Here is a 15,480-nt window from a genome sequence, read left to right as displayed (position 1 = left end):
GAAAAATGATTGTCATAATCAACAGCTGAAAGTTGAAATGACCGCCTCAGTGCAGCTATTTTGGCGCATGAACGCCCGTGGAATCGGGGTTTGGGCGAATGGCCTCACCCGTGGCCGATGGTCCTTGGTGTCACAAACCGTTCCAGTTCCCCGGATTGATCGGCAAGATCGGACCAGCGCCCGGCGGTGAAATCGATGACGGCTAGCCCCGCCGTGGGGTATTTCTGCCGGAGGCGGGTGAGATCGGCCTCCCGTCCCCTACCGGCAAGCCGGAGGGCTGCATCGTGCAACCCTGGATTATGGCCGACAACCAGCAATGTCCCGATCCCCGGCTCCACCGCCCTGACAACATCCAGGATCACCCGTGCGGGCGCCTCGTAGATCCGCGGCTCCTCCCGCCAGCGTATACCGTTTCCGATGACGGGACGCAGCAGTTCCCATGTCTCCCGTGTCCGCCGTGCCGTAGAGATAAGGGCGAGATCCGGTATGAGCCCTTCTCCGGTCATGTATCGGGCCATCAGGGGGCCGGCCCGGCGGCCGCGTTCGGCAAGCGGGCGGTCGTGGTCGTCAACACCATCAGGCCAGTCCGATTTGGCGTGGCGAAGCAGGAGAAGTCGCAGCATCTGTTTTGCTCCATGGGCACTCAGCTCACTCGATCATATAACATGAACGGGAATGCATGGAGGCTGGTATCATCGGAGAGGGCAATCCTCTCCGATGATAAGTCGAACGGATTACTTATGCAGTCCGGGAATGGTGACCTGAAACACCTGGAACATGGTGTCGACATCGGCACCGCCCTCGGCCTTGTAGCTCGCGCCGACCTGAAAGCCGTCCTGGGTCAGGAAGTCATTGTCGTTGCCGACGAACAGGAAATAGTCGTCCGGCAGCTTGGGATCGAGGACACTGACAAGTGCCATGGCTTCCCATTTTTCCGACAGGTTGTTGCGGTCATTGGGCGCACCGTTGTGCAGGCCGAAGCGCGACAGGTTCGCATTGTCATTGATATCAATGAAGGGGGTCAGTGTCGCCGGTGTAACGGAAGGGTCGACATTGCCCTTGGGCGCAACGGCCTTGTCGGCATCGAAGGCGCTTCCGGCGATATCGGTGGCCGCCGAGGTGTCGACGACGGTGATGTTGCGGTAGAGCGACGTGTCGCCGTCAAGGCCATAACCATTGCCGCTGTCGCGTGCCAGCATCAGGAATGCCTTGTCCGACAAAGCCACGATCTCGCTCTGCGCTGCCACAGCCTTCTTGCCCTTGGCATTGGTGAAGACGGGAAGCGGCACGACATATTCATGCACCAGCTTCAGATGGGCCGGATCGGCCGCGTCATAGACGAGGGCGCGGGTGTTCTGGCGGGTCGAACTGGAATCGCCGCCATCCTGCCGGGCTGCCGACTGAAGAACGGCGATCAGGAACTTGCCGTCGGGCGTCAGTGCCATGCCTTCCAGGCCCTGATTGTTCTGGCGGCCGGTATCGGGATCCTTCGGATCAGGCGCCTGTGCGCCAGGTCCCGGATTGTTGGATGAGAAATTCGCCTTGCCATGGCGCATGGGAACCAGCGCTGCCGGAGGCTGGGTTGCCGACATCATGCGGCCCTCGGCGGAAAAGCGGTAAATATTCGGTCCATACTCGTCGCTGATGAACATCGTGCCATCGGCGAGGCGGACGATTGCCTCGTTGTCCAGGGATATCTTGCCATTGACGGCCTGCGGCAGCATGGGAAAATCCCCGGCAGCGGCGCGAACATCGGACTGCGGGTCGAGGCCGGTTGTATCGGTGCCCTTGTCATCCACCAGCAGCAAAGTGTCGGTGAGTGCGGCCTCGACGCCGCTCTGCTGCTTGTCGGCGGACGGTGTTGCGCCGGGCGCCACCGGCGTGAACCGGATCGACAGCATGTTGAGGCGGGGGCGGTAGTCGGTTGTTCCCGCTACATTGTAGCCGCGGTCGGGCAGGAGCAGCATCGTGCCCTTGTAGCTGTCGCCATCGCGGCTCCAGTCGGCCGGGTTCATCGCCATGCCCGAGCCGGAACCGAAGGTTTCGCCGAATTTGTCGCGCTGATTGGCCGGAATTCGTCCAACGCCGACCAGCCCCTTGTTGACGAGCGTTGCACCGCTGATCGCAACCGAATTATCGGCAAAGGCTGCGGCCGGAAGTATGGCCATGGAGGTTGCAAGCAACCGCAACAGGATTGACGGCAGATGGCGCATGGAAAAATCCTTTGACAAGACAGTGTGGCGGGTGGTCTCGGGGTCGATCTTGGGAAAAGACCGCCCCCTGGAATCGCGCAAGGAGACCTTTCCGGTAGGGTCTAGAACCGGAATGTAATATGCGCATGACAGCGGCGACGGCCCTGGGTCCGGCTGGCCATCAGTCGGGCAACCCGGCTCAACAATATTTGCGCTACCAAGACGGCGCACACGCGATAGTATAGTTCGTGCAACGGGATGATCGACGGGAGCGGACGGAATGGCTGGAGTTTCGGTTCACGGAACGGAGGACGGTGCGGGCGTTGGGACTGCTGCCGTTCCGCCGCGTGCCCCTGTCGAGATCGAGTTGAAGCTGCGGGCACCCGTGGGCACGCTCGATGAAATTCGCGCCTCCGCAGCGGTTCAGCAGGCGGCCCGCAACAAGGGCTTGATCCGGCGGCTTGATGCCACCTATTACGACACCTCCGATCATCGGCTGTTTGCGGCGGGATTGTCGCTGCGTGTCCGGCGTGAGGGCCGTCAACATGTGCAGACGGTCAAGCGGGCAGCGGATCACGGTTCTTTGCAACGCAATGAGTGGGAGACGGTGGTGAGCGGCATGGCGCCCGACCTTGCTCTGCTGCCGCTTGCCGACATCGGCGCGCCTTTGGACGGAATGACGGTGGATGAACTGGCACCGGTTTTTGCGACCAGGGTCCGGCGGCATCTGCTGATGCTCGACCATCAGGACGCCCGGATCGAACTTGCGCTCGATGACGGCGTCATTGAATTCGGCGCGTCGCGCGTGCCGCTGTCGGAAGTCGAACTTGAGCTGAAGCAGGGGAAAGTCGCGGCGCTCTATCAGTTCGGTCTCAATCTGATGGATGTTGCGCCGCTTTGCCTGGAAACGCAGAGCAAATCGGCGCGGGGCTATGCGCTGGCGCTTGGCGATGAACCATCGGCGGTCAAGGCGACACCGTCCGGCTTCGTCAGGTCTGATACGGTCGATGAGGCGATTGCCAAGCTTCTGACCAATTGCCAGCAGCAGATCGTGGCCAATCTTTGCGCCAGTCTAACCGGACAGGAGCCGGAAGGCGTCCACCAGTTGCGTGTCGCGCTCCGGCGATTGCGCGTGGCGCTGCATTTTCTCTGCCGCGAGTTGCAGGCGCCGTCGCTGGAGAACCTCAGCACCGAGGCAAAACTGTTCGGGCAGGCGCTGGGTCCCGCCCGAAACTGGGACGTTTTCCTGCATTCGACCCTGGCGGAGATTGAGGAAGCCGCTCTGCCGCATGTCAATATATCCGCCTTCCGTGCGGCATGCATGTCCTCCCACGATCAGGCCTACCAGGCCGTCCGGCGTATCATCGGCGATCCCAGGACCAACCGGTTCCTGTTGTCCCTGGGGCTGGTGATCGAACAGAGGAGCTGGCGCAACGACATTGCCAGCGAGGATTTGCGCATCCTGACCGAGCCGCTCGGGCAGTTTGCGGCGCGGGTGCTGGACCGGGTAGAACGGCAGGTCCGCAGGCGGGGGCACGGCTTTCGCCATCTTCACGCCGATGCGCGCCATCGGCTACGCCTTGGCCTGAAGCGTTTGCGCTATGCCGCGGAGTTTTTTCTGCCGCTCTATTCCAGCCGGCCGGTGACCGCAAAATACCTGAAGCGCCTGTCGCGGCTGCAGGATCTTCTGGGTGAGGCGAACGACATCAAGAGCGCGCATGAGCTCATGGATACGCTCGACCATGATTCCCTCGGCGCGGAGGCAAACCGGGCCGTTGGGGCCATCATCGGCTGGCAGGGGCACCGCCAGGCAGCCGGCGGCGAACAGCTGATCGGCAGATGGCGGGCGTTCAAGGACACCGCGCCGTTCTGGGCACCGCGGCCCTAGAACTTTTCCTGCACCAGTTCCTGCAGCGCGGCGGCACTGACCGGCCTGCCGTAAAACCATCCCTGACCGTCGATCGGCGTTTGCAGCCCGGCGAAGTAGTCCCGCTGCGTGGCTGTCTCGATGCCTTCGACAACGATTCCGAGGTTGAGGACACGGGCCATGTCGATGATCTGCGGGACAATCGAGACCGTCACCGAGCCGGTTCCGATCGTCTGGGTGAATGATTTGTCGATCTTGATGCCATCGACATTGAGGTTGCCGAGATAGGCGAGGCTGGAATAGCCGGTGCCGAAATCATCAATGTAGATTCGGTGGCCGCGCGCGCGAAGTGTCCGGATGGCGCCAACCGCAGCAGCGGCATTGGCCGTTGATCGCTCGGTAATTTCAAGGCCGAGCTGGTCGCTTCCGACATTGGCCTGCCGCAGGCGCTGTTCCAGCGCCGAAGCAAATGCCGGATCGACAAGGTCGGCAGCGGATATGTTGACGTTGATGCGGAAGGTCCGGTCCGCTTGCAGGAAGGCATCCATATCGGCCAGAACGCGGTCGAGGACATAGAGCGTGATGCGTTTGATCAGCCCTTCGTCTTCGGCTACCGGAATGAAGATGTCCGGCGAGATGGTGTCCTTGCCATTCGTCCAGCGCACCAGTGCCTCGGCACTGCGCGGCGTGTTCGTCCCGATATCGAAAATGGGCTGGTACACGACGGTAAGACGCCGCTTGTCGAGGGCCTGGGCCAGCCTGGCACCGAGCGATAGCCGCTTGCGCTGCAGAAGGAGGATGATCAGGGCGAGTGCCCCGCCCAGGGTGCCGCCAAGCCCGGTGATGCTGGCCTCGATGGGGAATGCGTCCTCCTCCAGGTCCTTGACATGGGCTTGCAGGGAAACGCAGGCCCGTTTGCCGCAAAGATTGCGAAAGACGATATCGCCATCCCGCCCGGCACCCTCCGGCAGCTTTTCTCGCCGCTTTCCAGCATTCAGCCCGCCGAACATCGCGACGGGGTTTTGCGCGCCGGGCGGCTTGAACAGGATGCCGAAACTATAGTTCGGGTCGGCCATGGCGTCGAAAGCGGTGGGGTCGAGCACGACGTTCGCATTCCCCCTGCCGATTATGGGCGCCGTGGTGTTGGAAATGGCAAGGGGCGTATTGGCGTAGACAAGCGTGCCGTCAGCCGTTGCCAGATCCGGCTTGGCAAGTGGGGTGGGCTTGGCTGAACCGAAGACGGCGGAACAATGAAATGCGCCATCCCGCACGCGTCCGATGTCCTTCAGATACTTCGTATCGAAAAGCGCATCGCGCAGGTGGTTGATCTCATCGTTCGAACAGAATGGAAAACCAGTTTCATTTGCCATGGACAGGATCGTATCCGCCTCGGCGAAAACGAAGTCGGCGCGTTTCAGCAGCTGGTTCGACAGGGACAGCATGTGCCCGCGGTCGCTGCGGATGATGACAAGCCTGCCGATCCACGATCCGGCGAAGCTTCCCAGCACAATGAGAGCGATGGCCAGAGTAATTTGCGGCACAATCCGCCATCTAAAGGATCGTATTACTGGCATTCGCGTGATCTCATCCGCACTATATTTGGGCGACTGTATCGCAGGCGGGATAACAAGTGGTAATGAACCGGAAATTCTCCGCTCGGATTTCGGATGTACAAAACGCTACTGTTGCCGGGAGCCCGACTGCGCTACAGCATGTCCCGCAGCAGCTTTGCAGTGTGCGCCGCTCCGTTCAGATCGAGACGATGGCTGCCCGGTTTAGGCTGTGCGAGCGATGTCTCGATGGTCTCGCCGAGCAGGCGCCCGGTCAAGCCGTTTTCAGGCAGGGCCACGGCCAGTCCAAGCGCTGCGAGGCGGTTTGCCCGCACCGTCTGTTCGGTTTCGCCCCCCGCGGTGAATGGCACGAGGATTGAACGGCATTGCGCGCGCAGCACGTCACAGACCGTGTTGTAGCCGGCTTGCGATATGGAAAGCGCCGCGCCGCGCAGCAGGGAAGGGAAGTCCTTGCGGAAACGCACCACGCTGACATTGTCGGGCACGGCGTGTGAAAGTGCCGCAAAATCGGCTTCCGGCAGATTGGGCCCGGTTATCAGGCACCAGCGGCTGCGATGGTTCGAGGTCCTCGCCGCTTCGAGGGCCGCGCGGATCAGATCAAGGCCGACGGCGCCGCCGCCGGCGGAAACGACGATGTCGAAGTTTTCCGCAGGGAGGGCGGCAACAGGTGCAGCCACGAGGCCGGTATAGATGATCTTGCCGGCAATCTCGGCGGCCAGCGGAAATGTCTCGGGCAGGGTGACGAAATCCGGGTCGCCATGGACGAGAACATGATCGAAATGCGCCTTGATCAGTGCAACGGTTTCCTCGTCCCGTCCGGGTTTGGACCGTTCCTGCAATATGTCCCGCACGGAGGTCAGGAGTTTGGGCCGGGGGGAGGTGGCTGCTATGGCGTCGAGCAGCGGCAGCAGTTCGAAGCGCATTTGCCTGCGGCCAAAGGGAAAGGCCTCGATGATGACGATATCGGGCCGGACGGCATGAAATGTCTCGAGCAGCAGATCCCGGCGGCGGTGGAGAAAGTCCTCGTCAACCGGGTTGCCGTGCTCGTCGGCCAAGCCGGAAAAACCGGCATTGCCGGCGACAACGGCGGGCAGGGCCACGGATTTGACGTCGGGGCCCGGAAATCCCGGAACAGGCAATCCGCCGGTAATGACCGTCACATCGAATGCATCGCGGGCCAGCGCTGCGGCAATGCGGCTGACGCGGGCAAGGTGGCCGATGCCGAGAAGATGCTGGACATAGAAGAGCACACGGGGAGCGGTCATTCCGTCCTTTGCCATTCGGTTTCAAACAGGTTGGTCAATTGCCGGATACTGGAATTATGGTCGAAGTGCTCGCGCACGCGCGCTTCGGCCGCCTGGCCGAGACTGTGGCGCAGGTCTGGCGCGCGGATTGCTTCCTCCAGCGCCCGGGCCAGGGACTGCGGATCTTCCGGCGGCACGACAAAACCGTTTTCCCCGTCAGTCAGCAGTTCCGGAACGCCGGAAATATTGGTGGAGATGCAGAGAAGATTCTGGCTTGAGGCTTCCACAAGAACATTGGGCAGGCCGTCGCGGTCACCATCCGCCGCAATCCGGCAGGCCAGAGCGAAAATATCGGCGCGGCGATAATGCTCCAGCACCTCTTCCTGCGCGAGCGCGCCCTTCCAGGTGATGCGATCGGCAATGCCAAGTTTCTGCGCCAGCGGTTTGAGCCTGGCCAGCTGGTCGCCGCCCCCGATATGGACGAACGTCCAGTTGAGATCGCCGGGCAAAGCCGCCAGCGCGCGCATGAGGACGTCATAGCCCTTCTTTTCCACCGCGCGTCCGACGCTCAGGATCTGCACCGGATCTGCCGGGCTCGAACCGTTGCGGCCGGATCGCGCCCCGGTGAAATGGCCGAACCGCGCCAGATCGAGACCGTGATAGCTCAGGTGCACCTGTTCCCGGCGATCGGTCAGCCCACGCATGTGTTCATAGCCGCTGCGGGTGCAGGTGACGCTCCAGCGGGCCTCCGCCAGCTTCTCCGACAATTCCCAGTCCGGCGACGTCCAGATATCCTTGGCGTGGGCCGAGCAGGTCCACGGCACGCCGGTCATGATGCTGGCATAGGCGGTCACCGAGGCGGGCGTGTGGATGAAATGCGCATGCAGCCATTCCCCGGCATCGGGCCATTCATGCGCAAGCACAAGGGCTTGGCCCAGGCGGCGGAACCGGTTGCGGGTGACATCGCGGCGCAGATCGTTCCAGAAGCGCCGCAGCAGCGGTTTGAAGCCCGGCTTCGACCAGCCGGCAAACAGTGCCCGCAGCACCCGCAGCGGCTCCTCGTGCAGATATTCCGGCAGATAGACCACCCGCGCCCTGATCTCGTCATGGATGGGATGGCGCTTCTTGTCCGTCGGCTTGCGCATCGAAATGAGCGTCAGGTCGAACCCGGCGCGTTCCAGCCCGAGCAATTCCTGGGCGATAAAGGTTTCCGACAGGCGCGGATAACCCTTCAGCACCACCAGTGTTTTACGGCGTATGGGCAAAATCGGCTCTTTACTCGGCAACGGCCAAAGGTTGTTCTTGCTGACGCTCATCCAGCCAATCGCCGACAATCGTCGAGATATGGACAAGTCCTTCCAAGCGCATGCCTTCGCCCTTGCCGCTTTTCGATGGCGGTGCCCGGTCGGGCAGACGCTTGAGCGCTTCGGCGAGCAACTGGGGGTTTTCGGCCTCTTCCGGCAGAAGCATGTCGACAAGGCCGAGTTCCGAGGCGCGCTGGGCCCGGATCAGCTGTTCCTCGCGCGGTTGGATGCGTGGGACAATCAATGCCGGCTTGTCGAACGACAGAATCTCGCAATAGGTGTTGTAGCCGCCCATGGCCACGACCGCCTTCGCACCGGCAATCAGCTCTTCCATGCGGTTGTCGAACTCGATGACCTCGATATAGGGGATCTTGCCGCCTTTTTTCACCAGCTTGGCCCGTTGCTTGGCGGGCATGTAGGGCCCGAGCACGATGAAGGCCTTGTGCGTCAGTGTCGGGTCCTGCTGGTAGGCGTGGATGACGTTGTGGACGAGGTCGGCGCCATCGCCGCCGCCGCCGGTCGTCACCAGGATGTAATCGCCTTCCGGCACATGCACCGAGGCGTTGTCGTGCGACAGGCTGCGCTGCAGGAAGCCGACAAACTCCATCTTGTTGCGCACGCCGGCCGGCACGTCGAGATCAACCAGCGGATCGTAGAAATCCGGCGGGCCATAGACCCACACATTGTCGTAATACTGATCGATCTTCTGCATCACATTGGCTTTTTTCCATTCGGCCTCGAGCAGATGCGGTGCGTCCATGACTTCACGCAGGCCCAACACAAGCGTCGTGCCGCGCGACTTGAGATAGGCCAGGGTTTCCTCGACCTCGCCTTTCAGGCCCATGGGTTCCTTGTCGACGATGAAAATATCCGGCTGAAACGTTTCAGCGGTGTGCCGGATGATCGACTGGCGCATTTTCAGGGTTTCATGCAGATCGATGTGCCGGGCAAGCGAGGTGTACTCGCCGTTGCGCAGCTTGATCACGCTTGGAACCTTCACGAAGTCAACGCGGGCGCGATAATCGAATGCCCCGGCGATGGTCGCGCCGGAAATGATGAGTATATTGAGCCCGCGATAGTCCTCGACAAGCGAGTGGGCGATGGTCCTGCAGCGCCTGAGATGGCCGAGGCCAAACGTATCATGGCTGTACATGAGGATCCGAGCATCTTCAAAACGCCGCATCATGGTCAAAACCTCTTTGAGACGAATAGCTTTGGCAGGTTTCGCTGCGCAGCACATTCGGGACGGCTGGGAGAATGCAAATCCATTGGTATGTCAACTTTCCACTTATCTGTAGGGGTCTGCGGCGTCGCGCAACCCATCTCCCAGAAAATTGAATGCCAAAATAACTAGAATGACCGGAATCATTGGGAAAAGCAGCCAGGGATAAAAAGCGATTACACTGACGCTGCGGGCTTCGGTCAGGAGAATACCCCAGCTGGTGATGGGCGGACGAAGGCCGAGACCGAGAAAACTCAGCGCCGTCTCGCCCAGAATCATGCCCGGGATGGATATGGTTGCCGTTGCAATCAGGTGTGACATGAATCCCGGAACGAGGTGACGCCCGATGATACGTCCGCTTTTTGCTCCCATCAACTGGGCCGCCAGAACATAATCCTCTTCGCGCAACGCCAGAATTTTGGAGCGCACCGCACGGGCAAGGCCCGTCCAGTCGAGCAGACCAAGAATGAGCGTGATACCGAAGTAGATGATGATCGGGCTCCATGTCACCGGCATGATGGCGGCAAGCGCCATCCATAGAGGCAGACTAGGCAATGATTGCAATACCTCGATGACGCGCTGAACGAGCAGGTCGAACCAGCCGCCATGGTATCCCGCGAGCCCGCCGATGATGATGCCGAGGACGAAGCTGATGGTGATGCCGATAAGACCGATGGTCAGGGAAATACGCGCGCCGTAGATAATCCGGGAAAGCACGTCGCGGCCCAGCCGGTCGGTTCCCAGAAGGAACAGCTGCCCGCCCTTGGCCGGGCAGACCAGATGGACATTGGTCGCAATCTGGCCCCAGAAGCGGTAATCGTCGCCGCGGCAGAAGAAGCGCAGCGGCTGCACGTCGCTCTTGTTGTCCGTGTATACGCGTTTCAGCGAGTCCATATCCAGGATCATTTCACGGCCATAGACATACGGTCCGATCAGCTTTCCGTCATGGAACAGGCGGACCCGCTGCGGCGGGGCATGGATGAAATCAACATTGCGTGTGTGCAGGTTATAGGGCGCCAGAAACTCGGCAATGATGATCATGCCATAGAGTGCGATCAGGAAAATGCCGGACGCCAGCGCAAGGCGGTGGCGTCTGAATTTCCACCACATCAGCCGCAATTGTGACGCGAGATGAACCTTGGCCTGAGCCTCGGTCATCGTCTCGATCGACATCGGATCGAATGGTGCGCTTGAGACATAGTGCTGCAGGGGCGCGCCGGGGAGCGGGAGTTGTGCTGTCACTTCGTGCTCCTGCCCTGCAACCGGATGCGTGGATCGAGAAAGGCCAGGGCAATGTCGGAGATGAGCACACCGATCACCGTGAGAAACGCCAGGAACATGAGGAACGAACCGGCAAGATACATGTCCTGGCTCTGCAATGCCTTGATCAGCATGGGCCCGGTCGTTTCGAGCGACAGGACAATGGCGGTAATTTCCGCACCGGAAATGATATGCGGCAGGATCGAGCCGATATCGGCCACGAAGAAATTCAGCGCCATGCGCAAGGGATATTTGACCAGGGTACGGAAGGGATGCAGCCCCTTGGCCCGCGCCGTCATCACATATTGCTTCTGCAACTCGTCGAGCAGGTTGGCGCGCAGGCGTCTGATCATGCCGGCCGTCCCGGCCGTTCCAACGATAATGACGGGAATCCACAGATGGGCGAGGATCGATCGCGCCTTTTCCCAGCTCATCGGTTCACTGAGATATTTCTGATCCATGAGATGGCCGATCGATGTGCCAAACCAGATATTGGCGAAATACATCAGGATCAGGGCCAGCATGAAGTTGGGAATGGCGATACCGAGCAAGCCGAAAAGCGTCAGCCCGTAATCGCTCCAGCTGTACTGATGCGTTGCCGAGTACATGCCGATGGGAAAGGCGAGCAGCCAGGTCACCAGAATTGTGACGAATGAAACGAGAACAGTCAGCCATAACCGGTCGCCCACGACAGCGGTAACCGGCAACTGATACTCGAAGGAGTAGCCGAAATCCCCCTGCAGCATGCCGCCCAGCCAGTGGAAATAGCGCAGAACCGGCGGCTGGTCGAAGCCATATTGGTGGCGAAGCTGTTCCAGATCCTGCAGGTTGACGGTTTCGCCCTGCGCCTGCATTTCGGCGATCTGGCTTTCAAAGAAGTTGCCGGGCGGCAAATCGATGATGACGAAAACCAGCGCCGAAATAATCAGCAGCGTGGGCACCATCGCGGCAATGCGCCATAGGATATATCGCAGCACGTCTACTTCCCCCCGCTCATCCAGAAAGTATCGGGCATGTAAACTCCGAGCCAACAGGTCGGATCAAAGCCGTAGAGACCTTTTTCGGGAACATTCTGCAAGTGCGAGGAGCGCAGAATGGGTTGCAACGTTCCGTTGACCAACCCTATCGAAAACACCTGATCGGTGTAGATGGACAGCATCTTGTGCCATATGTCCGCGCGCTCGGCCGAATGGGCCGATTTCCGCCACTGGTTTTGCAGGGCGACGAGTTCCTGTGCTTCCGGCAGGTCGGGTGCCTGGCCGCTCTGCCCGAGCGACAGGTAATGCATGCCCCAAAGCGGCCATTGCCATTGATCGTCGGTGGTCGGTGCCAGCTGTCCCGGATTCATGTCCGGTGTTGCCACGCCATTGGCGATGCCAAACCAGATGGACATCATGATCCGGCCTGACTTGGCGCGGCTGCGGAAGATATCGCGTTGGGAGGTTCTGGTGAACAGCGCCAGGCCGATCTTGCGCCAATGATCCACTATGAGCTCGAGAACATCGGAATCCAGTGTGCTCTCGCCCGGCGTTTCGATGGTGATTTCCGCAAGGCGGCCATCGGGGAGCAGGCGGATGCCATCGTCGTTGCGCCTGTGCATGCCCACTTCGTCCAGGAGCGCATTGGCCTTGTCCGGATCGAATGCAATCCATGCCTTGGCATAATCCGGTCTGAACAGCGGGCTTTCCGGCAGCACCGTGTCGGCGCTTGGCGTTCCCAGGCCGTAAAACACCGCCATGTTGATTTCATGCCTGTCGATGGCAAGCGACAGCGCGCGCCGGAAGCGCACATCGCGAAAAAGCGATCGCCATCCCTCATCCGCGCAATTGAGATTGGGCAGGATTGCGACCCGTGAACCCCGGGTCAGTTTCCACAGGTCGACCTTCACCGGATAGCGCTTTTCGGCATCCTTGAGGAAGGTGTAGTCGGCAAAATCGATGCCGGTGGCCTGCAGTTCGCTTTCGCCCGCACCCGCCTTTGCCGGAATGATCGGCGACGAGCTGATGTTCAGGATGAATCGGTCGATATAGGGCAGCTGCCGCCCGTTCTCGTCGACGCGATGAAAGAACGGGTTGCGCTCGAACACGAACTGTTCGGCCGGAGGGGCTGTCATGTTCCGCCAGGGATCGAGCACCGGCAGTTCGGGGTTTTCCGGACGGTACTGGCGCGCCATCTTGATGTGAAGATCGGCCCACTTCTTGACCCGGTTTTCTTTCATCAGGGCGGCAAGGCGGAACTTGTCCTGATAATCCTTGTGGAATTGTTTCAGATAGAGCGACGGGCCAACCACAACCAGGGCTTGCGGGGCCGCCAGGCTGGGCAGGAAATCAGGATTCGGCGACTCCCAGGAATAGCGCACGGTCAGCGGATCGAGGACCTCGAACTTAGGCAACTTCCCGTCGATGCGCAGCTCCAGCGCGCCGCCGGCGGGCGTCAGGTCCGAATTCAGAAGAACATCGTTCCACCAGTAACTGAAATCATCGGTTGTCAACGGCGAACCGTCGGACCATTTGTGCCCCTCGCGCAGCCTGAAGGTGAAAACAGTGTCGTTTTCCGATTCGAACGATTCGAGCACATCAGGCCGCAAAACGAGATGTTCGTCATATCCCACCAGACGGGCATAGCCGTAGATGGTCATGAACCGGATATCTTTCTGGCTGCCGATGATGGTGCGCAGCGTTCCGCCGTACTGTCCGGGGACGCGGCCCATTTCCTTCAGGTTAATAATCCGCGGCCGTTTGGGAATACGCTGGGCAAGCGGCGGCAGGCTGGTGGCACGCAGCCGGTCCTCGAGAAACTCCGGTTCGCGTTCGCGATCGGCCGCTTTGACCGTGACCGGAACCACGGCGGCGGCAAGGGCGCCCAGGACTGTCCGCCGCGTCACCACGAGCGTAGTTCCCGTGTATCGACATTGCGCCGGGCCAGCACCACGTGACCATTGCCGAGATCCGCGGGCGAGAGCGGATCATCGTTGTCGCCGCTGGAGAATTTTGGTCCCCAGGCACGTTCATCCGAGGCACCGCTGGCCTTGAGCGTCTTGAAATCCAGCGGCCGGTCGAGGTCCGGAAAGGGCACGGCAGCAAGGAGCGCTTTCGTGTAGGGATGGACGGGATCGCGCAGGATAATTTCGCGGGGCGCAATCTCGACAATGCGCCCGGCACACATCACGGCGATACGATCGGCCATGTAATCAACCACCGCAAGATTATGGGAAATGAACAGATAGGTCAGGCCCAGCTCCTTCTGCAGGTCTTTCAGGAGGTTGAGGATCTGCGCCTGAACCGAAACGTCGAGCGCCGAAACCGGCTCATCGCAGATCAGCAATTGCGGTCCGAGCGCCAGTGCCCGTGCAATGCCGATGCGCTGGCGCTGGCCGCCGGAGAAGCTGTGCGGGTAACGGTTGAGATACCGCTGGTCAAGACCGATCGCCTGCATCAGTGCGCGCACCGTTTCCAGACGATAGGCCCGATCCCCGCGCCCGTGAATTTCCAGGGGCTCGCTGAGGATGTTCTGTACGGTCATGCGCGGCGACAGCGAAGAAACCGGATCCTGGAACACCATCTGGATTTTGGTGCGCAATTCCAGAAGCTTGGCGCCCTGCGCGGCAAGCACGTCGATTTTGCCCCGGCCGTCATCGAACGTCACCGAGCCGCTATCCGGGGTCACCGCTCGCATCAGGATTTTGCTGACGGTGGTCTTGCCGCTGCCGCTCTCGCCGACGAGACCAAGACATTCACCACGCCGGATATCAAAGCTGACACCGTCGACGGCGCGTATGCGGGTCTTGTCCTGCTTGCCGAAAAGACCGGATTTGCGGATGCCGTAGCTCTTGGTGAGGTTTCGCACGGATACAAGCACGTCAGGCGCCGTTTCCTCGTGCTTTCTCTTTCCCCACAACGCGCCGGAATTGACCGGTACTTCACGCAATGCCTTCAGGCGTTCACCGGGTTTCATGTCGAAATGCGGTATGGCAGCCATCAGCCCCTTCAGGTAACGATGCTGGGGGTTGCGGAAAATGGCATCGACCGGCCCGGCCTCCATGATTTCGCCGTGGTAGATCACCACCACCTCGTCGGCCATGTTGGCCACGACACCGAGGTCATGGGTGATCAGCAGCATGGCCATATTGAGCTTGTGCTGGAGATTGCGCAGCAGTTCCAGGATCTGCGCCTGGATGGTGACGTCGAGTGCCGTTGTCGGTTCGTCCGCAATGAGCAGGGCAGGGCGGCAGATCAGCGCCATGGCAATCATCGCCCGCTGCCGCATGCCGCCCGACAATTCAAACGGGTACATGTCATAGGTGCGTTTGGGATTGGAGAACCCGACCAGTCCGAGCATTTCCTCGGTCTGCGAACGGCGTTCGGATTTGGTCGCCTTGGTGTGGATGGCAAGGACTTCGCTGATCTGGTTGCCGACGGTGTGCAGCGGCGAGAGCGACGTCATGGGTTCCTGAAATATCTTGGCCATGCGGCTGCCGCGCAGGGCTCTTATTTCGGGTCCGTCCCGCTCCAATTGCAGAATATCGGTGGTTTTGCCGTCGATCGGGTCCGTAAACAGGATTTTGCCGGTTACGGCGGCCGTGTTGGGCAGAATGCCCATGACGGACTGGCTGATGACGGATTTTCCCGATCCGGATTCGCCCACCAATGCCGTTACTTTTCCCGGAAGGATGCGCAGATTCGCACCCTTGACGACATGCATACGCCCGCCCAGCATCGAAAACGAAATGCCGAGATTCTCGATACGCAACAGATCAGACCCCGACGTCATGCCAGTTTTTCATTCCCCCAGAGCGTTTTTATTATCGCCATTACGATGAA

General features: G+C 60.5%; 11 protein-coding genes. 1 reads left to right on the top strand and 10 read right to left on the bottom strand.

The genetic code is table 11. From position 1 onward, the window contains the following. Window positions 1-104: 104 nt before the first annotated feature. Both AC1Q5O_RS19240 and AC1Q5O_RS19235 read right to left on the bottom strand, forming a co-directional pair. Window positions 105-623 carry a SixA phosphatase family protein gene (locus tag AC1Q5O_RS19240; RefSeq protein WP_492565147.1) on the bottom strand — a complete coding sequence of 173 codons (519 nt, stop codon included), beginning with the start codon at window positions 621-623 and terminating at the stop codon, window positions 105-107. Window positions 624-734: 111 nt separating this feature from the next. Next, window positions 735-2,168 carry an esterase-like activity of phytase family protein gene (locus AC1Q5O_RS19235; RefSeq protein ID WP_492565303.1) on the bottom strand — a complete coding sequence of 478 codons (1,434 nt, stop codon included), beginning with the start codon at window positions 2,166-2,168 and terminating at the stop codon, window positions 735-737. A gap of 304 nt (window positions 2,169-2,472) precedes the next feature. Here AC1Q5O_RS19235 and AC1Q5O_RS19230 point away from each other — a divergent pair, with 304 nt between their 5' ends. Then, window positions 2,473-4,080 (top strand): CYTH and CHAD domain-containing protein, encoded by a 1,608-nt coding sequence (locus AC1Q5O_RS19230; RefSeq protein WP_492565146.1) that lies wholly within the window; start codon window positions 2,473-2,475, stop codon window positions 4,078-4,080. On the opposite strand, the gene AC1Q5O_RS19225 is transcribed toward AC1Q5O_RS19230, so the two are convergent. From AC1Q5O_RS19225 to AC1Q5O_RS19190, 8 genes are all read right to left on the bottom strand, one after another. Then, entirely contained in the window at window positions 4,077-5,600 is a 1,524-nt protein-coding gene (locus AC1Q5O_RS19225; protein WP_492565144.1) for an EAL domain-containing protein, read from the bottom strand. The genes AC1Q5O_RS19230 and AC1Q5O_RS19225 overlap by 4 nt on opposite strands. Before the next feature lie 164 nt (window positions 5,601-5,764). Beyond that, window positions 5,765-6,895 (bottom strand): glycosyltransferase family protein, encoded by a 1,131-nt coding sequence (locus AC1Q5O_RS19220; protein WP_492565142.1) that lies wholly within the window; start codon window positions 6,893-6,895, stop codon window positions 5,765-5,767. Then, a complete protein-coding gene (locus AC1Q5O_RS19215; protein WP_492565140.1) occupies window positions 6,892-8,139 on the bottom strand; it encodes a glycosyltransferase family 4 protein in 1,248 nt (415 codons plus the stop codon). The genes AC1Q5O_RS19220 and AC1Q5O_RS19215 overlap by 4 nt, the downstream gene beginning before the upstream one ends. A gap of 10 nt (window positions 8,140-8,149) precedes the next feature. Continuing rightward, entirely contained in the window at window positions 8,150-9,364 is a 1,215-nt protein-coding gene (locus AC1Q5O_RS19210; protein WP_464664445.1) for a glycosyltransferase family protein, read from the bottom strand. A gap of 102 nt (window positions 9,365-9,466) precedes the next feature. Beyond that, window positions 9,467-10,642, bottom strand: a complete 1,176-nt coding sequence (locus AC1Q5O_RS19205; RefSeq protein WP_492565137.1) for an ABC transporter permease — start codon at window positions 10,640-10,642, stop codon at window positions 9,467-9,469. Next, the gene (locus AC1Q5O_RS19200) at window positions 10,639-11,637 is read right to left on the bottom strand and encodes an ABC transporter permease (RefSeq protein ID WP_223615492.1); all 999 of its coding nucleotides are present in this window, start codon (window positions 11,635-11,637) and stop codon (window positions 10,639-10,641) included. Before AC1Q5O_RS19200 ends, AC1Q5O_RS19205 begins: the two co-directional genes overlap by 4 nt. 2 nt (window positions 11,638-11,639) lie before the next feature. Then, window positions 11,640-13,547, bottom strand: a complete 1,908-nt coding sequence (locus tag AC1Q5O_RS19195) for an ABC transporter substrate-binding protein (RefSeq protein WP_492565134.1) — start codon at window positions 13,545-13,547, stop codon at window positions 11,640-11,642. After that, window positions 13,541-15,430, bottom strand: a complete 1,890-nt coding sequence (locus tag AC1Q5O_RS19190; RefSeq protein ID WP_492565132.1) for an ABC transporter ATP-binding protein — start codon at window positions 15,428-15,430, stop codon at window positions 13,541-13,543. The genes AC1Q5O_RS19195 and AC1Q5O_RS19190 overlap by 7 nt, the downstream gene beginning before the upstream one ends. Between the last annotated feature and the right edge of the window lie 50 nt (window positions 15,431-15,480).

This window comes from Phyllobacterium sp. MT110 (assembly GCF_058792715.1).
Note: the sequence above shows the minus strand (reverse complement) of the source record. Positions and strands in the feature narration are given on the sequence as shown.

Excerpts from the sequence above, each read along its gene's own strand:
- AC1Q5O_RS19230 (WP_492565146.1), top strand. The coding sequence starts at position 2,473 with ATGGCTGGAGTTTCGGTTCACGGAACGGAGGACGGTGCGGGCGTTGGG.
- AC1Q5O_RS19210 (WP_464664445.1), bottom strand. The coding sequence starts at position 9,364 with ATGATGCGGCGTTTTGAAGATGCTCGGATCCTCATGTACAGCCATGAT.
- AC1Q5O_RS19220 (WP_492565142.1), bottom strand. The coding sequence starts at position 6,895 with ATGACCGCTCCCCGTGTGCTCTTCTATGTCCAGCATCTTCTCGGCATC.
- AC1Q5O_RS19235 (WP_492565303.1), bottom strand. The coding sequence starts at position 2,168 with ATGGCCATACTTCCGGCCGCAGCCTTTGCCGATAATTCGGTTGCGATC.
- AC1Q5O_RS19190 (WP_492565132.1), bottom strand. The coding sequence starts at position 15,430 with ATGACGTCGGGGTCTGATCTGTTGCGTATCGAGAATCTCGGCATTTCG.
- AC1Q5O_RS19240 (WP_492565147.1), bottom strand. The coding sequence starts at position 623 with ATGCTGCGACTTCTCCTGCTTCGCCACGCCAAATCGGACTGGCCTGAT.